Raw genomic sequence first — 17698 nt, forward strand, 5'->3', positions numbered from 1 at the left:
GGGCATCCGGGCGCGAACCCGCCCCACAGACGGCCCCGGCCAATCCCATCACGCGTATTCCAGGCCGCCCCTCATGGCCTGCGCCGACCACCCACACGGCATGCATGGCCGTGCCCCCTTCCTGCACCCCTGACGTCGCGCCATACGGGCCACCGACCGGGTTTCGATGAAACAGGCAAGGTAGTAGTGTTCCCGGGGAAACCACCGCACGGGGACGAACCACCGATGAGCCTGGCAGGAAAGACCCTCTTCATCACCGGTGCCAGCCGTGGCGTGGGCAAGGCGATCGGCCTGCGCGCCGCCCGGGACGGCGCCAACGTCGTGATCGCGGCGAAGACCGCCGAGCCCCACCCGCGCCTGCCCGGCACCATCCATACCGCCGCCGAGGAGATCGAGGCCGCGGGCGGCCGTGCCCTGCCGGTGGTCACCGACATCCGCGACGAGGCCAGCGTGGAGGCCGCCGTGCGCCAGGCCGTCGAGCACTTCGGCGGCATCGACGTGCTCGTCAACAACGCCAGCGCCATCAACCTCTCAGGCAGCCTCGAGCTGCCCATGAAGCGCTACGACCTGATGCAGCAGGTCAACACCCGGGGCAGCTTCCTGTGCGCGCAGAAATGCCTGCCGCACCTGTTCGAGGCGGACAACCCCCACGTGCTCATGCTCTCGCCGCCGCTGGACATGCACCCGCGCTGGTTCCGCGACCACCCCGCCTACACCATCGCCAAGTACGGCATGAGCATGTGCGTGCTCGGCATGGCGGAGGAATTCCGCGAGCAGGGCGTGGCGTTCAACGCACTGTGGCCGCGGACCCTGCTCAAGACCGCCGCCGTGGACAACCTCCTCGGCGGCCCGGAGGTCTCCGGCCGGGGCCGCTACCCGAGCATCGTCGCGGACGCGGCATACACCATCGTGACGCGGCCGTCCCGGCAGTGCACCGGGCAGTTCTTCATCGACGAGACGGTGCTGCGCGAGGCCGGGGTCAGCGACTTCTCGCCCTACCGGGTGGACCCGGAGCGCGGCGAGGACGAGCTGCAGCTGGACCTGTTCGTGCGTCCGTGACGGCGCTCAGGCGGGCCGGCGCGCCACGCGCAGGGTGAGCGGCCAGCGCACCCGGCGCGGCTCCTCGCCCCAGAGCCCGTCGAGCTCGCGGGCGAGGCCGGCCATGGGCCCGGCGCCTGCGGCCTCGGCACGCTTCACGCCGGACCAGGTGGCGACGTAATCGAGGAAGGCGTCCCGGGTCCACGTCCGCTCCATCCCGAACGCCGGCGCGGCGAGCTCGGGCCAGGGCAGCGTCAGGCCCGGGTAGCCGGCAGCCACCCACCAGCGCTCCGGCGGCCAGTACGCGGCGAGGGTGTCGTCATGGAACCGGCGCACCACCGCATCGATCGCCGGCGCCACCGCGCACAGGGCGTAGCCCCAGACGGCGAGCACGCCGCCCGGGCGCAGCACCCACTCGACCTCGCGGAAGAACGCCGCGGTATCCAGCCAGTGAAGGCCCTGGGCGATGGTGACGGCATCCACGCAGGCGGCGGTCAGCGGCACGGCCTCGCCGCGGGCGACCACCGGCAGGACGGTCCCCACGGGCATGGCCGCGAGCTGGCGTTGCGAGAGGTCGGTGGCGATCACGGCCCCGAAATGACGCGCCAGCCCCGCCGACGCCTGGCCGCTGCCCGCCGCACAGTCCCAGGCCGCGTCCCGGCGCTGCGTCTGGTCGGCGAGCCAGTCGAACAGCCCGGCGGGATAGTCCGGGCGCGCGCGGGCATAGTCGCCGGCGTGGCCGCCGAAGTGGTCCCGGCGGTCAGCCATCGAGCCGGGCCTGCAGCCGCGCCGCGTCCACCACGGCGTGGCCGTCCTGGTCGTTGTTGAAGAACGTCCAGACCGCCCGCCCGGCATCGCGCTCGGCGGCCAGCCAGGACGCCCAGTCGTCCAGCTCGGCGTCGGTATAGCCGCCGCCCTCCCCGGCGCCACCATGCAGACGCAGGTACACGCGAGCGGCGGTCGCCACCCGCGGGTGGCCGGCCAGGGCGTCGTGCACGCACAGCGCGGCGTCGTGGCACCGGAGCACATCGAGGACCCCGCCCGTGAGCCAGCGCTCGTCCCGGAACTCCACCGCCCACGGCCACGCCGGGGCGGCGGCGAGGAAGGCGTCCAGGCGCTCCGGCACCGGCCGCCAGCGGGGCGGGAGCTGCAGCAGCACCCCGCCGAGCGCCCCGCCCAGGGCGTCCGCGACCTCGGCGAACCGGGGCAGACTCGCCTGCGGCTCGCGCAGGCGCTTGATGTGGCTGCCGTAGCGGCTGAACTTGAGCACGAAGCGGAAGCCCTCCGGCACCTGCTCCCGCCAGCCCGCCACGGTCTCCGGCTTCGGGAGGCTGTAGAAGGTCCCGTTGATCTCCACCGCGGGGAAACGCTCCGCGTAGTAGGCGAGCCGCCGGGTACGCGCCAGCCCCGGCGGGTAGAAACGTTCCCGCCAGTGGTCGTAATCGTAGCCCGAGGTGGCGATATGGACGTCCGCCGTGCTCATCGCAGCGCCGGCCCCCATTCGGGCTCGTGGCCGCGCCCGGACAGCCAGTCGAACAGCGCGGGCCCGGTGCCGTGGGGCCACGGGCGCACCCGCGCGGGCGCCAGGCAGCGGATCTCGGCGAGCTCCTCGCCGGCCGCGGGCTCGCCGGTGAGCGGCACGTGATAGGCGATGAGGAGCTGGTTGTTGCGGTAGTAGGGATACAGGCCGAGGAACCCCGCCGACGCCCCGGCGACGCACAGCTCCTCGTCGATCTCGCGCAGCACGCCCTCTTCGGGCGTTTCACCGGGCTCCAGGAAGCCCGTGACCAGCCCGAACCGTCCCTCGGGCCAGCCCCGGTTGCGCGCCAGCACCACCCGACCGTCCGGTGTCTCCGCGATCGCGGCCACCACCGGCACGGGGTTGTCCCAGAACACGAACGCACACCCCTCGCCGGGGCAGGCAAGACGCGGTATGCCGCCGAGCTCGCGGCGCACCAGATCCCCGCCGCACTGGGGACAGTACCGGCGTCGCTCCTCGCTCATGCCCGCATTGTAGGCGCCGCCGCCGCGGCATTGGAATCCGGCGGCGCCGGCAACATCGCCATGAAGGCCGTCAGCGCCGCCGAGCTCGCCGCCTCCGGCGGGGCCACGAACCGGGTGACCACCGAGGCCACGTCCTCGGGCAGCGTCAGACCATGGACGCCGTAGCCGGCCCCGCGCGCCGCGACCACCGTGGCCGGCAGCATGGCGAAGCCCATGCCCGCGGCCACGCAGCCGAGCATGGCATCGACGGTGCCGAACTCGAAGATCCGCGCCGCCGGCACCCCCTCACCGGCCAGGAAGAGCTCGATGCGCTGGCGGTAGCTGCAACCCTGGCGGAAGGCCATGAACGCGCTGCTCGCGAGACGCCCGGGATCGGGCAGGTGCGTCTGCGTCAGCGCAGCGGCGAGCACCAGTCGTTCGTGAAAGACCTCGCTCACCCGGTAGCCGGACAGCGGTACCTCTCCGGCAACGAATGCACCATCCAGCGCCCCGTCCGCAAGCCCGGCGAACAGCTCCGCCGTCGTGCCCGTGATCAGCTCCAGCGTCACCGCCGGATAGTGCTCGTGGAAGGCCGCCAGTAGCGGCGGCAGGCGGACCGCGGCCGTCGTCTCCATGGCACCGATACGCAGCGTACCGGCGGGCTCGCCCTCCCCCCGCACCTCGGCCACCGCCCCGTCGTGCAGCGCGAGCAGCCGCTCGGCATACCCGAGCAGCGACCGCCCCGCCGGCGTCAGACCGGCACCGCCGGCCCGGGTCAGCAGCCGCCGCCCGAGCTCGCCCTCGAGCTTCTTGACGTGGGCGGTGACATTGGACTGCACCGTGTGCGCCGACGCCGCCGCGGCGACGAAGCTGCCGGTGCGGGCGACGGCGACGAACAGGCGAAGCGAGCGGAGCTGCATGAGGGATCTCCGAAGCACTTCTATCAGTAAAAATGATAACAGAGAGATAAAACAATCACTTTATATCATTGACGGGAGCGATTACCGTGGTCGCCGGATCACGACGGGAGCCCCGCATGCGTCTGCCCACCGCCGGTCCCGGCCTCGCCGGGGCGGCCGCCACCTTCACCGGCATCGGTCTGGCGCGCTTCGCGTATACGCCGCTCATTCCCGCAATGGTGGACGCCGGGTGGTTCTCGGCCGCGCAGGCGGCGTACCTCGGCGCGGCCAACCTCCTCGGCTACCTGATCGGCGCGCTCACCGCCGACCGGCTCGCCTCGGCGCTCGGCGTCCCGCGTCTCGCCCGAGTGTCGATGGCGGGGCTGGTCGCGAGCTTCCTGCTGTGCGCGACCCCGGCGCCGTTTACCTGGTTCGCCCTGTGGCGCCTCATCTCCGGCATTACCGGGGCGGTGCTGATGATCGCCGGCGTGTCCGCCGCCATCGGGGCGGTCCCGGCGGCACGCCGTGCCCAGACCACCGCACGGGTGTTCACCGGCATCGGCGTCGGCGTTCTGCTCGCCGCCGTGGTGGTGCCCCTGCTGCTGCGCGCCGGGCTCGGCGCCGCCTGGCTCGCCCTCGGCGGCCTGGCGCTCGGCGCCTGCCTCCTGGCCTGGCCCGCGTGGGGCCGGCTGTCCGCGCCGGAAGGCGCGAGCGCGGGCAACGGCGGCGCGACGGGCCGGCTGCTCGCGCTCACCGGCACCACCCTCGCCGCCTACGCCCTGGACGCGGTGGGCTTCATCCCGCACACGGTCTTCTGGGTGGACTACCTGGCGCGCGGCCGCGAGCTGGGGATGGACGCCGCCAGCGCGCAGTGGGCCCTGTTCGGCCTCGGCGCCGTCGCCGGTCCGGCGCTGGCGAGCTTTGCGGCCCGGCACCTCGGCTGGCGCCGGGCGCTGGTGGGCGTGCTCGCGGCCAAGGCGGGGATCGTCGCCCTGCCACTGGCCGTGCCGGGCCCGGCGGTACTGGCGGCGAGCTCGCTGGTCATGGGGGCGCTCGTGCCCGGCACGGTGGCGGTGACCTCGGCGCGGATCGCCGAGCTGGCGGGCATCGCCGATCACCGGCGCGTATGGGGCTGGGCGACCATCGCCTTCGCCCTGCTCCAGGCCGGCGGGGGCTACGCGCTGGCAGCGGTGTTCGAGCGCACCGACAGCTACCTGGCGCTGTTCGCGATCTCCACGGCCGCGCTGCTCGCCGCCGTGGCCCTGGCCTGGTCCTCCCCCGCCGGCACCGGGCGCTGAGCGCCGGGCGCCGACGGCCCGAGCCGGCCGACCCCCGGCAGCACCAGTGCCGGCGGCCAGGGCGCGACACCGAGCTCCAGGCCGAGGACGTTGACCGTCAGCCCTTCCTCCGCGGCGATGCCCACGCCGGCGAGGCCGTAGAGCGAGAGCTGGTAGCCGCTGCCGCTGGGCACGCGGGCGAGCACGCCATCGGCGAGGTAGTCCTTGCCCAGGGCCGTGGGCGGCAGGGCCACCGACAGTCCGTCCACGTGCCGGATCACCCAGGCGGTGAACGTGTTGCTGTTGGGACCGGGCCAACTGCGGTAGGTGTGCGGGAAGGGATAGTCGTCCACCGCCGCGTCGATGTGCGGGATCAGTGCCGCCGCGCGCGGGCCGCGGATATCGGCAAGCAGACGCGGTGGCGCCCCGAACCAGGCGCGGTCCGGCTCGGCGGCACTGCGGTGGACCCGGCCGCCGCCCCAGCCGGTGACCTGATAGACGGTGTAGCGCCCGCCGCCGGCGGGCTTGGTGGCGATCCAGGTGTGCACGGCGAAGGCGCCGCGCCACTCGAAGGCGCGGGCGGCGTAGACCTGGACGATGGCCTCCGGGGCCGCCCCGGGCACGGGCGCAATGCCCGCGCTGGCACGGCTCGCTGTGCGCCAGTCGCCCTCGACGACGAAGCCCCCGCTGGCCCACATGACCGCCGGGCCGGTCACCATCAGGGCCAGCAGGGTGACGACGGCGAGGCGGCGGCGACGCCCGCTCATCCGGTTTCCCCCCGCCTCGGACGCCCCAGCCCCTCGCACCGGCGGCAGCGACACGCTAACCTGTCGATAAAGGTCACCATAGAGATGCCGGATCCCCGATTATGCCCACCACGTCGATCAACCGCGACCAGCTCCGAACACACCTGCGCCGCGCCGGTCTGCGCGCGACCCGGGCACGGCTCGATCTGGCGACGCTCATCTTCGGCGAGGGCGACCGCCACTTCACCGCTGAGGCACTGCACCGCGAGGCCGGCGACGCCGCCATCGACGTCTCCCTGGCGACGATCTACAACACCCTCAACCGGCTCGCCGCCGTCGGCCTGCTCCAGCGTATCGTCCTCGACAGCCGCCGGACCTACTTCGACACCAATACCCAGCCCCACCACCACCTCTTCGACGAGGACGCAGGCCGGCTCGAGGACGTCCCCGTGGGCGCGGTCGAGCTCAACGGCCTGCCCGACATCCCGGACGGTACCCACATCGAGAGTGTGGACATCGTCATCCGCGTGCGCCGCGACGAGGCGTAGCTGCCGGACATACCGCCCGTCTTTAGAATCATTCTATATTGTTGACGACGGCATGGGTGCTGCTATTACAGGGGATACGCTCCCGCAATGTACGGGAGCGCACTGAACTACCCGACAAGCCGCCCTATGGGAGGAGGTGTGTCATGACAGATCTCAAGGGCTCCAGGACGCACAAGAACCTCTGTGAAGCCTTCGCCGGCGAATCCATGGCGAACCGCCGTTACCTCTACTTCGCACAGAAGGCCGACGTGGAAGGCCATAACGACATCTCCGCGGTATTCCGCTCCACCGCCGAGGGCGAGACCGGCCACGCCCACGGCCACCTCGAGTTCCTCGAGGAGGTCGGCGACCCGGCCACCAACGAGCCCATTGGCGACACCGACGCCAACCTCCGCTCCGCGATCGCGGGGGAGACCTACGAGTACACGGATATGTATCCGGGAATGGCCCGGGATGCCCGCGACGAGGGCTTCGACGAGATCGCCGACTGGTTCGAGACCCTGGCCAAGGCCGAACGCTCCCACGCGGGGCGCTTCAAGAAGGCCCTCGAGGGGATGGAAGTGCTCTGAGACCGGCGGGCGGCCCGGACCGGGCCGCCCATCGCCCCCCGCACGCCAGGAGGAGAGAGCCATGAGCGAGGGCGGTCTCGGCGCACCCGTGCGCCATCGTATCGACTGGCAGGACCCGGATTTCTACGACCCGGAGAAGCTCGCCGCGGAGGAGCGACGGGTCTTCGACATCTGTCACAGCTGCCGGCGCTGCTTCAATCTGTGCAACGCGTTCCCGCGCCTGTTCGACCTCATCGACGAGTCCGAGACGATGGAGCTCGACAGCGTCCCGGACAGCGCGTTCCAGCAGGTCGCGGATGCGTGCACGCTCTGCGACATGTGCTTCATGACGAAGTGCCCGTACGTGCCGCCCCACGAGTTCGACGTGGACTTCCCCCACCTGATGCTGCGACACCGCGCGGTGGAACAGCACCAGGGCCGGCCCGGCTTCGCCGACCGGGCGCTCACCGAGACGGACCGCAACGGCCGCCTCGCCGGCAGGCTCGCGCCGCTGACCAACTGGGCGAACCGGCGCGACAACCACCTCACCCGGCCGGCCCTAGAGCGCATCGTCCACGTCCACCGGGACGCGGCACTGCCGGCATTCCATCGCGAGACCCTGCTCCGGCGCGCCGACCGGACCCCGGCAGTGAACCCCGCGGCCCCCGCCCACGGGCGGCGCGCGGTGCTCTATGCCACCTGCTTCGGCAACTACAACAACCCCGACATCGGCGAGGCCACCCGCGCCGTGCTCGCCCACAACGGGGTCGAGACCGGCGTGGCCTACCCTGGATGCTGCGGCATGCCCAAGCTGGAGCAGGGCGACCTGGAGGCGGTCGCCGCGGCGGCGACACGCACCGCGGACGCCTTACTGCCGTGGGTGGACGACGGCTACCGGGTGATCGCGCTGGTCCCCTCCTGCGCGCTGATGCTCAAGTTCGAGTGGCCGCTCATCGTCGACGACCCGCGGATCCAGCGGCTGGCGGAGAACACCATGGACGTCGCCGAGTACGTGGTCGACATCGCCCGCAACGAAGGCCTCGCGGACGGCCTTCAGCCCCTGGACGGCGGCGTCTCGCTGCACCTCGCCTGTCATGCCCGGGCCCAGAACATGGGCCCCAAGGCCGCGGACATGCTGCGGCTGATCCCGGACATCGACCTCGACGTCCAGGAACGCTGCTCCGGCCACGGCGGGGCATGGGGCGTGAAGAAAGAGAACTTCGAGGTGGCGATCAAGGTCGGCCGCCCCCTGGCACGGCGGATCTTCAAGTCCGGCAGGCAGCACCTCGCCTCCGAGTGTCCGCTGGCCGGCGCCCATATCGTTCAGGGCCTGGAGCGCCAGGCCGGCGACGGCGACGCGCCCCCGCACCAGTCATCGGTTCATCCCATCCAGCTGCTGGCGCAGGCCTACGGGCTCATGTAAACGCCGGCGGGAGGGCAGCGATCATGGCGAAACAGATTACCCGCGACGACATCCTGAGCATGGAGGCCTACGGCGCCATTCGCCGCGACAAGGCCCGCGAGATCTCCGCGGCCAAGCGCCACCGGCGTATGGGCATCGGCCCGGACGCGACGATCTACTTCGAGAACTACGACACCATGTGGCGCCAGATCCACGAGATGCTGTTCATCGAGCGCGGCGGCGAGGCCCAGATCGACGACGAGCTGGAGGCCTACAACCCGCTGATCCCCCAGGGGCGGGAGCTTGTGGCGACACTGATGTTCGAGATCCCCAACCGGGAACGCCGCCAGCAGGTGCTCGGCCGGCTGGGCGGCGTCGAGGAGACCGTCTACCTGCACCTGGGCGATGAGCGTATCGCCGCGCAGGCGGAGACCGACGTGGACCGGACCACCGCTGAGGGCAAGGCGTCGTCGGTGCACTTCCTGCACTTCCCGTTCACCGACGCCCAGGTCCGCCGCTTCTCCGACCCGGAGACCGACGTGGTGCTTGCGATCGAACACCCGAACTACGCACACACGGCAGGCATGCCCGCGGACGTGCGTGCCGCCCTTGCCGGGGACTTCGACTAGCTACCCGTCGGAGCCAGACCGCCCGGGCCGGGCTAGCCGCCGCGGATACGGGCCTCCACCGCCTCGGCGAGCCGGCGTTTGAGCTCGTCGCGGGCGGGTCCTGACTGGGCGTAGACGGTGTCCCGCCGCCCCACCTCCAGCGCCCGGACGTCGACGATATCCGGCTCGATGTAGATGTCGGGCTCACGATGGCGGCGTTTCTCCGCGATGATCGCGCTCTGCATGATCTGGAAGCTGTTGAGTACCGAATCGAGGAAGGACAGCGCCGCCTTCGGCGAGCGCTTGCCGGTGACGTTGATGGCCACGGTCAGGTCACAGTCGTCGACGAGCACGTCGTAAGGCAGCGGATTGACCGTACCGCCGTCGACCAGCAGCCGGCCGTCGATGCGTACCGGCGTGAACACCCCCGGCAGGGCCATGCTCGCCTGTACCGCCGGCAGTAGCGGCCCCGCATCCAGGACCACCTGCCCACGGCCCCAGAAGTCCGTGGCCACGACACTGAGCGGGATGTGGAGCTCCTCGAAGGTCTCGGGCATACGCTGGCCGTAGAGCGCATTCAGGAACGCCCGGCTGCTCACCAGTCCGCCCCGGCCGATGGCCGGGTCGAACAGCTCCAGCCAGCGCAGCAGCTTGCGCTCGAGGAGCAGCTCCCGCCAGGCATGGCTGTCCCGCACCGCGAGCTCGCCGGCGATGGCGTCGATCTCCGCCGCCGAGCGCCCCGAGGCGTAGAGCCCTGCGATCACCGCGCCGACGCTGGTCCCGGCGATGCGCGCCGGGCGCAGCCCGAGGGCCTCGAAGGCCTCGAGCATCAGGATATGGGCGAATCCATTGGCTCCCCCGGCCCCCAGGGCGAGACCGATACGCACTGGCACCTCCGCTGATCAACCGCCACACCGTGCCCCGCACTATCCGGCAGCGCGCGCCGGTGGGCAAGCGGGCCGGCCACCATCGGCGGCGATGCTCAGTGCCGGCGGCGCTCGGCGTCCTCGCGCCGGATATGGCGAAGGAAAAAGACCACGAAGAAACCGCCCATCCCGAGCATGAACAGGATCACAACGAGGCTGAGCCAGAAATCCGGTCGCCCGGACAGGAGATTCGTGAGTGCTTCCATGACCGTCGTCTTCCCGTTGGTTGTGATTGTCTGCAAGCCGATTTCGGGCCAGCTTGCTGCGGCCGGGCACGATTTATGTTGATTTGCGTCAACACCGGACACCGGGAGGCCTTCCCGCTTATTCCAGGTATGCCATGCTAATGCGGCGCTTCGGCATGCCGGCCGGCGACGGCGCCGGACGGGGTGCACATCCAGTAACCGCGGAATGAACGATGGCCGATCAACCTCTTCCGGGCGGGCAGCCCAACGAGCGTCGCACCGCCCCCACCATGGGCGGTCCCGGCACCGAGCAGACGACCACCGAGGTGCTGCGGGTAACCATTGACGACCTGCTGAGCGCCCGCCACCACTCGCCGGACTTCACCGCGATCCGCGCGGACTACCTGCGCGCCCGGCTTCAGGTGATGCAGCTGGTATTCGCGCTCGGCTTCCTTGCCTGGATCCCGCTGGACTTTCTGCTGCTTCACACCCGCGAGGCGCTGCTCATCGCCATCGCCCGCGGCAGCCTCGCGGCGGCCCTGTGCGCGCTCTGGCTCGCCGCCCGCCCGGTCCGCGGCAATTACCGGCGGATACTGGGACTGATCGCGGCGAGCGTGTTCGCCATTGCCGTGTTCTATGCCGTGGTCATGGGGCTGCATGGCAGCGGGCTGCGCACGGCGGCGGCCATCGGCGGCTACGAGGCACTGCCGTTCGTGCTCATCGGGCTTACGGCACTGTTCCCGGTGACCCTGGTGACCGGCGTGGGCCTGATCGCCATCACCCTGGGCATGCACCTGGTCGTCGAGCTCACGCGCGGGACGCTGACCAGCATCGCCACGCTCAACACCCTGTGGATGCTCGCCTTCGTCGCCGGAATCACCCTCTGGGTACAGGCCGGCCAGCTATGGATGCTGCTGCGCCTGTACCGCGAATCCACCCGTGATCCACTCACCGGCCTGATCAACCGCCGGGTGCTGACCCGCTCGCTGCAACGCCAGTGGTCCGGCGGCCGGCCGCGGCAGGGCTTCTCGCTGGTCATGCTCGACATCGACCGCTTCAAGCGCATCAACGACGACCACGGCCACCAGAGCGGCGACCGCGTGCTCCAGCACGTGGCCGAGGTCATGCGCCGCCAGCTGCGCCTGGGCGACCTCATCGGCCGCTACGGCGGCGAGGAGTTCCTCGCAATACTCCCGGGCGTTGGCAGCACGCAGGCCGTCGAGGTGGCGGAACGGCTGCGTCAGGCCATCGCCGGCACCACGGTCGAGGGCGTGGACGGCGCCACCATTTCCCTGCGCGCGAGCCTGGGCGTAACGGCCTACGAGCCGGGGGAGGCACTGGAGAACGCCCTCCAGCGTGTCGACGACGCCCTCTACCAGGCCAAGGAAACCGGCCGTGATCAGGTCATCCACCGCCAGAGCGAGGTGACGACCGCGGCCGGCGCCACCCCGGGCTACAGTGTCCCGTAGAGGAGATAATCGCCGCGCCTCGCGCAGGGATACCGCCATACCGGCTCCGGGAGCGGAAAAGCCCGGGGCGGAGGAATGACGGAAGAATTAAAGGGAAGGGTCCGGCCAAGGGGGGAAACCGGACCCTTCAACCCGGCGCCGGCCGTTGCCCGGCAACGATCCGCCGCCCTGGCGTCACCGGGGAAACCGGTGGAGCGGCCGCTTGGACCGGGGACGCGGGGGAGACGCCGCGCCGGCCCGGCACGCCCGGCGGGAACCCGGACGCGCCTTTACCGCTCACCGGGATAACTGGGGGACGCCGGGCGGGTTTTCAACCACCCGGATCAAATGCCGGCGCTCTCCGCCTCCGGATCCGCCAGCAGGAAGTGACAGCGGGCACTAGCGACCTCGCGGCGCTCGCCGGCCTCGTCGAGCTGCCAGGCCTGTACCGCCACGTTCGCCACCCGCCTGCCCTGGCGACGGACATCGCACGCCGCGCACAGGGTCTCCGGTCGCCCCGGACGCAGGTAGTCGATGGAGAAGTCCACGACCTTGGGCACCCGGCTCGCCTGCTGTGTCCACAGCAGGTGCAGTACCGCCGCGTTCTCCATGAACGCACCGATCACGCCGCCGTGAAGTGCCGGCAGGTGCGGGTTGCCGACGTTGCCCTCGCGGAAGGCCAGCCGGAACTCCAGTGCCCCGCCGGCCTCGCTGAAGCTGATCCCCAACAACCGGGCATAGGGGATAAGCGCGACCAGCGCATCCGGATCACCGCTGCGCCGGGCCTCGGCCACCCGCGCCATGAGGTCCTTCATGCCACCCCCTCCACCAGCGTGGGACCGTCGTCGGCGACGCGCATGAAGGTGCTCATGCTCATGGCGATGGGATCATCGACACCGGGCTGATAGACGCTGCAGCGCGCGAAGGCGATCTGCTCGGTGAGCTTGTAGCACTCGGCGTGGGCGTAGACGGCCTCTCCCGGTACCGCGGGGCGCATGTAGTCGATGCGCAGGTCCAGGGTGGCAACCGCGCGGGTGGCATTGAGCGCGGCGATGACCGCACCGCCGCTGGTCTGGTCCACCAGGGTGGTGATCACCCCGCCGTGGATAACGCCGGTGACGGGGTTGCCGACCATGGACTCCCGGTACGGCACCCGCGCGGTGAGCGTGCGCTCGCCCACCGCCACCGGCTCCATGCCCAGTACCGCGCTGTGGGGGATGGTCTCGAAAAAGCGCCTGGCAATCGCCAGGCGTGCGTCGCTGTCCTCGTCTGCCACCACTGCCGTCCTCGCTGCCTGTGAGGGGCCACGCCGCCTGACAGCCGGCGGGACCCGCGCTGTCACTCTACCCCCCGGGCACGCCGGCTGCCTATAGCACTGCCGGGCAGGGTCGTGGCGCACACGCCATGGCCCGGCGGCACGACGCGGCCGCGTTACCGCATCCCGCCGGCGCCCCGCGGGAAAGCCGGGCTAGACCAGCACCCAGGTCGCCAGGCCAAGGAAGCTCGCGAATCCCACGATGTCCGTCAGGGCGGTGAGCAGCATGCCCCCGCCCAGGGCGGGGTCGATACCCAGGCGCTCGAGCAGTAGCGGCACCGCCGTACCCGAGAAAGCAGCATTGCCGAGGTTGACCAGCACCGCCGCGGCGAACACCAGCGCCAGGGTGGGATCCCGGAACCAGCCGTAGACGGCGCCACCGAGCACCGTCGCAAGGGCTGCCCCCAGCACCGCCGCGACGCCGACCTCGTGGGCGAGCAGGCGCAGACCGTTGGCCCGGCCGACCTGGTCGAGGGCGATGCCCCGGGTCACCAGGGTGAGGGTCTGGATGCCCGCCACGCCGCCCATGCTCGCGACGATGGGCATGAGAATGGCGAGGGCGACACGCTGCTCGATGGTGGCCCCGAACAGACCGATCACCCAGGACGCCAGGAAAGCGTTGACCAGGTTCGCCCCCAGCCAGACCCCGCGCCGCGCGGCAGTGGCCAGCACCGGCGCGAACATGTCCTCGCTCTGGCCGAGGCCGGCGGACTGCATCAGCGATCGCTCGCCCTCGCGGCGGATCACGTCCACCACGTCGTCCACCGTGATGCGGCCGATGAGATGGCCGGTCCCGTCCACCACCGGTGCGGTGGTGAGATCGCGGTCCTCGAACAGCCGCGCCACCCGGCGCGCCGACGTGTCCGCGGGGATCGCGTCCAGGTCCCGGCGCATCAGCTCGGAGACCAGGGTGCCGCGGGGACCCGCCACCAGCTCGTCGAGGGGCAGCATGCCGCGGAAACGGTTGTGACGGTCTATCACGAACAGCGCGGTGATGTGCTCGGGCAACGCCCCGTCCTTTTTGCGCACCCGGCGGAGATAGCGTTGTGCGGTCTCCAGGGTGACATCCTCGCGCACCGCCAGGGCGTCCGCGTCCATGAGACCGCCGGCGGTGTCCTCGGGGTAGGAGAGCACGCGGCGCAGGCGCTCGCGGCGCTGCAGGTCCATGGTCCGGAGCAGCGCCCGGACCACCTTGCGCGGGAGCTTGTCGTAAAGATCGGCGAGCTCGTCGAGCTGGAGATGCTCGACATCCCGGGCAAGCTCGGCGGGGCGGGTGGCATCGATGAGCCGGTCGCGCACCTCGCGCCGCGCCTCGATGAGGACCTCGCCGCGCACCGTCGGAGCGGGGATGGCCTGCCAGACCGCGAGGCGGTCCTCCTTGGGCAGGGCCTCCAGGATATCGGCGATCTCTGCGGGGTGACGCGCCGCGGCGAGACCGGTGACGGCCTCCGTGTCACCGGCCTCGAGGGCCCGGGCGATCTCGCTCGTCCAGTCCTCGAGCTCCGCGGCGGTCTCGGCGCTCACTCGCCGTCCCCGTGGCGACCGGGCGCGGTCACTTAACGCCCATGGCCTCGCGGACCACCGGCAGGGCATCGCGCCCGCCGTCGGCGGTGGTCACGCCGTCGAGCCACTTCTCCAGCAGCTGCGGGCGCTTGCGCACGAACGCCTCGCCCGCCGGGCCGTAGTCCATGTCGTCGTTGAGCACGTAGTCGCCCATCAGGCTCTGGTCGTCGACGCTGACCTGGAACTGGCGAAGCAGCCGGGCGACGTTGGTGCAGCGCTCGGCGTAGCCGGACGTGGCGATGGTGTGCACGGTGGCGCCGCCCTGGTTCGGGCCGAAGTAGTCCTCGCCGCCATGGAGGAAGCGCATGTCGATGTTGCGCGTCATCGGGTGCGGCGCCCAGCCGAGATAGACCACCCACTTGTCGCGGCGCACGGAACGGCGCACCTGGGTGAGCATGCCCGCCTCGGAAGAGGCCATGAGCTCCCAGTCGCCGAGGCCGTAGGCGTCGTCCTCGATCATCTTGCGGATCAGCAGATTGCCGTCATTGCCCGCCTCGATGCCGTAGATCCGGCCGCCGAAGCGGTCACGGTACTCGTCGAGATCGGAGAAGCTCTTCACCCCCGCCTCGTAAACATAGGCCGGCACCGCCAGGGTGTACTTCGCACCGGACAGGTTGGTGGTGATCTTCTCGATCTTCCCGTCGTCGAGGTAGGGCTTGATCATCTTCTGCTGCGTGGGCAGCCACAGGCCAAGGAAGACGTCACGCTCGCCGCTGGCGACGGCCTGGAAAGCGATCGGCACGGACGCGGTGGTGAGCTCCACGTCATAGCCGAGCGCGGTGAGCACGTTCTTCACCAGGTGGGATTTCACGGACACACCAGTCCAGTTCACGTTCGCCATGCCGACACTGCGGCAGGACTGCGGTTCCGCCGCCTGGGCGGTGGAGAGGCCGAGCGTCGCGACGGCCGCCAGGGCCATCGTGAGAATACCGCGTTTCATCATTACTTCCCCCTTGGGGTTTGGTGACTCGTCGATTATGGCATCCAGCCCCGGATCGCGTACGCCGGGCCGCGCCCCCGGAGCCGGTAGCCGCGGCAGACGTTAATTGAACGTTCAATCAATATCAAGTAAGCTCCCCGGCCATCGACGACGAGACGGGAGGACGCCGCGATGCCCAAGCGCGGCATGGAGCCGATCCGGCAGCAGCAGTACATCGAGGCCACCCTCGCGGTGATCCACGAGTCGGGCCTGCAGGCGACCACCCTCGCCCGGGTGGCCCGGCGCGCCGGCACCTCGACCGGCCTCGTCGCCCACTACTTCGGCGACAAGACCGGGCTGCTGGAGGCCACCTTCCGTTACCTCGCCCGGCTGCTCGGGCGCGAGTACCGCGCCCGCCTCGCCGGCGCGGCCACGCCGCTGGAGCGGGCGCTGGCACTCATCGACACGAACTTCGCCGACAGCCAGGCGCGCCCGCAAGTGGTCAGTGGCTGGCTGTCGTTCTGGTCCCAGGTCAACCACCGCCCGGAGCTGGCACGGGTCCAGCGGGTGGTCGCCGCCCGGCTGCGGAGCAACCTGCTCCACGACCTCCGCCGGCTGGTGGCCTATCCGGACGCCGTGCACATCGCCACCGGGCTGCCGGTGATGATCGACGGGCTCTGGCTTCGCGCCACCCTCACCACCGGCGGCGTGAACTTCGCGGAGGCACGAGACCTGGCCCGGGACTACCTCATGACGCAACTGGCCGCACGCACACGGGAGCACAGCCATGACGCAACAGCCTGAGGCAAAACTGTGGATCGACGGCGCGGCCGTCGACGCCACCAGCGCCGAACAGTTCGACAACATCAACCCGGCCACCGGTGCGGTGCTCAACCACGTCGGCATCGCCGGCGGCGCGGACGTGGAGCGCGCGGTCGCGAGCGCCCGCGCCGGCCAGCGGCAGTGGGCCGCAATGACCGGCACCGAGCGCGGCCGCGTGCTCCAGCGCGCGTCGATGCTGCTGCGCGAGCACCGCGACGAGCTCGCACGACTGGAAAGCCTGGACGGCGGCAAGCCCATCGCCGAGACCCCGGAAGCGGACGTGGACTCCGGCGCCGACTGCCTGGAGTACTTCGCCGGCCAGGCGGCCTCGCTCACCGGCGACTACCAGGCCGTCGACGGTGGCTTCTACTACGCCCGCCCCGAGCCGCTGGGCGTATGCGCCGGCATCGGCGCCTGGAACTACCCGCTCCAGATCGCCTGCTGGAAGGCCGCGCCGGCACTCGCGGCGGGCAACGCCATGGTCTTCAAGCCGGCGGAGCTGACCCCGCTGTCCGCCTTCCGGGTCGCCCAGCTGTTCACCGAGGCGGGCCTGCCGGACGGCGTGTTCAACGTCATCCAGGGCGAGGCGGACACCGGCCGGGCCCTGGTCGCCCATCCGGGAGTCGCCAAGGTCTCGCTCACCGGCGAGGCGGGCACCGGCAAGGCCGTGATGCGCGACGCCGCCGCCGGGCTCAAGGCGGTGACCATGGAGCTCGGGGGCAAATCCCCGCTCATCGTCTTCGACGACGCCGACCTGGACAACGCCGTCTCCGGCGCCCTGCTCGGCAACTTCTACACCCAGGGCGAGATCTGCACCAACGGCACCCGGGTGTTCGTGCACGAGTCGGTGATGGACGACTTCCTCTCGCGGCTGCTCGAGCGCACCCGGCGGCTGCGCATCGGCGACCCGATGGACCCGGAGACCGACGTGGGCGCGATGATCAGCGCCGGCCACATGGAGCACGTGCTCGGCTACATCGAGCGCGGCCGCGCCGAGGGCGCAGAGCTGCTCGCCGGTGGCGGCCGGGCCACGGTGCCCGGCTGCGAGGGCGGCTACTACGTCGAGCCCACGGTGTTCGGCGGCTGCAGTGACGACATGACCATCGTGCGCGAGGAGATCTTCGGGCCGGTGATGTCGGTGCTCGCCTTCCGCGACGAGGCGGAGGTGATCGAGCGCGCCAACGCCACCGACTACGGCCTCGCCGGCGGGGTGTTCACCCGGGACATCACCCGCGGTCACCGCGTCGCCGCGGAGCTGGAAGCGGGCGTGGTGTGGGTGAACCACTACAACCTCACCCCCATCGAGATGCCCTTCGGCGGCGTCAAGCACTCCGGGCTCGGCCGCGAGAACAGCCGCCACGCGCTGGAGCACTACACCCGGCTGAAGAGCGTGTTCGTGGCCACCGCCGACGTGGAAGCTCCCTACTGAGCGCCGCCGCGAGCCCCCGGCGGGCGTGACCGCCCGCCGGGG

At 71.0% G+C, this 17698-nt stretch carries 20 protein-coding genes; 9 read left to right on the plus strand and 11 right to left on the minus strand.

Annotated features, from left to right (window positions below; all coding sequences use genetic code 11):
- The first annotated feature begins 225 nt into the window (after positions 1 to 225).
- Positions 226 to 1059 (plus strand): SDR family oxidoreductase, encoded by an 834-nt coding sequence (locus C516_RS0112875; protein WP_018718814.1) that lies wholly within the window; start codon positions 226 to 228, stop codon positions 1057 to 1059.
- A gap of 6 nt (positions 1060 to 1065) precedes the next feature.
- Here the strand turns inward: C516_RS0112875 and C516_RS0112880 are convergent, their stop codons facing one another.
- From C516_RS0112880 to C516_RS0112895, 4 genes are read right to left on the minus strand one after another with little or no spacing between them, the layout of a single operon-like run.
- Entirely contained in the window at positions 1066 to 1806 is a 741-nt protein-coding gene (locus C516_RS0112880; protein WP_018718815.1) for a class I SAM-dependent methyltransferase, read from the minus strand.
- Complete coding sequence (locus C516_RS0112885) at positions 1799 to 2521, minus strand: DUF72 domain-containing protein (RefSeq protein ID WP_026321171.1); 723 nt, start codon at positions 2519 to 2521, stop codon at positions 1799 to 1801. Before C516_RS0112885 ends, C516_RS0112880 begins: the two co-directional genes overlap by 8 nt.
- Positions 2518 to 3042 carry an NUDIX domain-containing protein gene (locus C516_RS0112890; RefSeq protein ID WP_018718817.1) on the minus strand — a complete coding sequence of 175 codons (525 nt, stop codon included), beginning with the start codon at positions 3040 to 3042 and terminating at the stop codon, positions 2518 to 2520. Before C516_RS0112890 ends, C516_RS0112885 begins: the two co-directional genes overlap by 4 nt.
- A complete protein-coding gene (locus C516_RS0112895; RefSeq protein WP_018718818.1) occupies positions 3039 to 3941 on the minus strand; it encodes a LysR substrate-binding domain-containing protein in 903 nt (300 codons plus the stop codon). Before C516_RS0112895 ends, C516_RS0112890 begins: the two co-directional genes overlap by 4 nt.
- 116 nt (positions 3942 to 4057) lie before the next feature.
- Between C516_RS0112895 and C516_RS0112900 the strand changes: the two genes are divergently transcribed.
- A complete protein-coding gene (locus C516_RS0112900; RefSeq protein WP_018718819.1) occupies positions 4058 to 5218 on the plus strand; it encodes a YbfB/YjiJ family MFS transporter in 1161 nt (386 codons plus the stop codon).
- Here C516_RS0112900 and C516_RS0112905 read toward each other — a convergent pair.
- A complete protein-coding gene (locus tag C516_RS0112905) occupies positions 5131 to 5964 on the minus strand; it encodes a DUF3750 domain-containing protein (RefSeq protein WP_018718820.1) in 834 nt (277 codons plus the stop codon). The genes C516_RS0112900 and C516_RS0112905 overlap by 88 nt on opposite strands.
- Positions 5965 to 6065: 101 nt before the next feature.
- On the opposite strand from C516_RS0112905, the gene irrA reads away from it, so the two are divergent.
- From irrA to C516_RS0112925, 4 genes are all read left to right on the plus strand, one after another.
- Positions 6066 to 6491, plus strand: coding sequence for an iron response transcriptional regulator IrrA (gene irrA, locus C516_RS0112910; protein WP_018718821.1), 426 nt, complete (start codon positions 6066 to 6068; stop codon positions 6489 to 6491).
- Positions 6492 to 6634: 143 nt separating this feature from the next.
- Positions 6635 to 7060, plus strand: a complete 426-nt coding sequence (locus C516_RS0112915; RefSeq protein WP_018718822.1) for a rubrerythrin family protein — start codon at positions 6635 to 6637, stop codon at positions 7058 to 7060.
- A 61-nt stretch (positions 7061 to 7121) separates the two neighbouring features.
- Positions 7122 to 8462, plus strand: coding sequence for a heterodisulfide reductase-related iron-sulfur binding cluster (locus C516_RS0112920; protein ID WP_018718823.1), 1341 nt, complete (start codon positions 7122 to 7124; stop codon positions 8460 to 8462).
- A gap of 23 nt (positions 8463 to 8485) precedes the next feature.
- Positions 8486 to 9070 (plus strand): DUF3501 family protein, encoded by a 585-nt coding sequence (locus tag C516_RS0112925; RefSeq protein WP_018718824.1) that lies wholly within the window; start codon positions 8486 to 8488, stop codon positions 9068 to 9070.
- A gap of 32 nt (positions 9071 to 9102) precedes the next feature.
- Here C516_RS0112925 and C516_RS0112930 read toward each other — a convergent pair whose 3' ends face one another.
- A complete protein-coding gene (locus C516_RS0112930; RefSeq protein ID WP_018718825.1) occupies positions 9103 to 9936 on the minus strand; it encodes a patatin-like phospholipase family protein in 834 nt (277 codons plus the stop codon).
- A 95-nt stretch (positions 9937 to 10031) separates the two neighbouring features.
- On the minus strand, positions 10032 to 10181 hold the full coding sequence (locus C516_RS20880) for a DUF3149 domain-containing protein (protein ID WP_018718826.1): 150 nt from the start codon (positions 10179 to 10181) through the stop codon (positions 10032 to 10034).
- Positions 10182 to 10393: 212 nt separating this feature from the next.
- Here C516_RS20880 and C516_RS19525 point away from each other — a divergent pair, with 212 nt between their 5' ends.
- Positions 10394 to 11629 carry a GGDEF domain-containing protein gene (locus tag C516_RS19525; RefSeq protein WP_051088236.1) on the plus strand — a complete coding sequence of 412 codons (1236 nt, stop codon included), beginning with the start codon at positions 10394 to 10396 and terminating at the stop codon, positions 11627 to 11629.
- Between the two features lie 323 nt (positions 11630 to 11952).
- Here the strand turns inward: C516_RS19525 and C516_RS0112945 are convergent, their stop codons facing one another.
- The 4 genes from C516_RS0112945 to C516_RS0112960 all read right to left on the minus strand — a co-directional run bounded on the left by C516_RS0112945 (position 11953) and on the right by C516_RS0112960 (position 15426).
- Positions 11953 to 12423: a PaaI family thioesterase gene (locus C516_RS0112945; protein WP_018718828.1), complete on the minus strand. Its 471-nt coding sequence runs from the start codon at positions 12421 to 12423 to the stop codon at positions 11953 to 11955.
- Positions 12420 to 12884: a PaaI family thioesterase gene (locus C516_RS0112950; RefSeq protein WP_245558777.1), complete on the minus strand. Its 465-nt coding sequence runs from the start codon at positions 12882 to 12884 to the stop codon at positions 12420 to 12422. Before C516_RS0112950 ends, C516_RS0112945 begins: the two co-directional genes overlap by 4 nt.
- Positions 12885 to 13076: 192 nt before the next feature.
- Positions 13077 to 14447: a magnesium transporter gene (gene mgtE / locus C516_RS0112955; protein ID WP_018718830.1), complete on the minus strand. Its 1371-nt coding sequence runs from the start codon at positions 14445 to 14447 to the stop codon at positions 13077 to 13079.
- A gap of 28 nt (positions 14448 to 14475) precedes the next feature.
- On the minus strand, positions 14476 to 15426 hold the full coding sequence (locus C516_RS0112960; RefSeq protein ID WP_018718831.1) for a glycine betaine ABC transporter substrate-binding protein: 951 nt from the start codon (positions 15424 to 15426) through the stop codon (positions 14476 to 14478).
- 171 nt (positions 15427 to 15597) lie between these two features.
- Between C516_RS0112960 and betI the strand changes: the two genes are divergently transcribed.
- Both betI and betB read left to right on the plus strand, forming a co-directional pair.
- Complete coding sequence (gene betI, locus C516_RS0112965; protein ID WP_018718832.1) at positions 15598 to 16209, plus strand: choline-binding transcriptional repressor BetI; 612 nt, start codon at positions 15598 to 15600, stop codon at positions 16207 to 16209.
- Positions 16193 to 17656, plus strand: a complete 1464-nt coding sequence (gene betB / locus C516_RS0112970; RefSeq protein ID WP_018718833.1) for a betaine-aldehyde dehydrogenase — start codon at positions 16193 to 16195, stop codon at positions 17654 to 17656. The genes betI and betB overlap by 17 nt, the downstream gene beginning before the upstream one ends.
- Positions 17657 to 17698 lie beyond the last annotated feature (42 nt).

This window comes from Arhodomonas aquaeolei DSM 8974 (genome assembly GCF_000374645.1).
In the GTDB taxonomy this organism is placed as follows: domain Bacteria; phylum Pseudomonadota; class Gammaproteobacteria; order Nitrococcales; family Nitrococcaceae; genus Arhodomonas; species Arhodomonas aquaeolei.

Excerpts from the sequence above, each read along its gene's own strand:
- C516_RS0112875 (WP_018718814.1), top strand. The coding sequence starts at position 226 with ATGAGCCTGGCAGGAAAGACCCTCTTCATCACCGGTGCCAGCCGTGGC.
- C516_RS0112880 (WP_018718815.1), bottom strand. The coding sequence starts at position 1,806 with ATGGCTGACCGCCGGGACCACTTCGGCGGCCACGCCGGCGACTATGCC.
- C516_RS0112885 (WP_026321171.1), bottom strand. The coding sequence starts at position 2,521 with ATGAGCACGGCGGACGTCCATATCGCCACCTCGGGCTACGATTACGAC.
- C516_RS0112890 (WP_018718817.1), bottom strand. The coding sequence starts at position 3,042 with ATGAGCGAGGAGCGACGCCGGTACTGTCCCCAGTGCGGCGGGGATCTG.
- C516_RS0112895 (WP_018718818.1), bottom strand. The coding sequence starts at position 3,941 with ATGCAGCTCCGCTCGCTTCGCCTGTTCGTCGCCGTCGCCCGCACCGGC.
- C516_RS0112900 (WP_018718819.1), top strand. The coding sequence starts at position 4,058 with ATGCGTCTGCCCACCGCCGGTCCCGGCCTCGCCGGGGCGGCCGCCACC.
- C516_RS0112905 (WP_018718820.1), bottom strand. The coding sequence starts at position 5,964 with ATGAGCGGGCGTCGCCGCCGCCTCGCCGTCGTCACCCTGCTGGCCCTG.
- irrA (WP_018718821.1), top strand. The coding sequence starts at position 6,066 with ATGCCCACCACGTCGATCAACCGCGACCAGCTCCGAACACACCTGCGC.
- C516_RS0112915 (WP_018718822.1), top strand. The coding sequence starts at position 6,635 with ATGACAGATCTCAAGGGCTCCAGGACGCACAAGAACCTCTGTGAAGCC.
- C516_RS0112920 (WP_018718823.1), top strand. The coding sequence starts at position 7,122 with ATGAGCGAGGGCGGTCTCGGCGCACCCGTGCGCCATCGTATCGACTGG.
- C516_RS0112925 (WP_018718824.1), top strand. The coding sequence starts at position 8,486 with ATGGCGAAACAGATTACCCGCGACGACATCCTGAGCATGGAGGCCTAC.
- C516_RS20880 (WP_018718826.1), bottom strand. The coding sequence starts at position 10,181 with ATGGAAGCACTCACGAATCTCCTGTCCGGGCGACCGGATTTCTGGCTC.
- C516_RS19525 (WP_051088236.1), top strand. The coding sequence starts at position 10,394 with ATGGCCGATCAACCTCTTCCGGGCGGGCAGCCCAACGAGCGTCGCACC.
- C516_RS0112945 (WP_018718828.1), bottom strand. The coding sequence starts at position 12,423 with ATGAAGGACCTCATGGCGCGGGTGGCCGAGGCCCGGCGCAGCGGTGAT.
- C516_RS0112960 (WP_018718831.1), bottom strand. The coding sequence starts at position 15,426 with ATGAAACGCGGTATTCTCACGATGGCCCTGGCGGCCGTCGCGACGCTC.
- betI (WP_018718832.1), top strand. The coding sequence starts at position 15,598 with ATGCCCAAGCGCGGCATGGAGCCGATCCGGCAGCAGCAGTACATCGAG.
- betB (WP_018718833.1), top strand. The coding sequence starts at position 16,193 with ATGACGCAACAGCCTGAGGCAAAACTGTGGATCGACGGCGCGGCCGTC.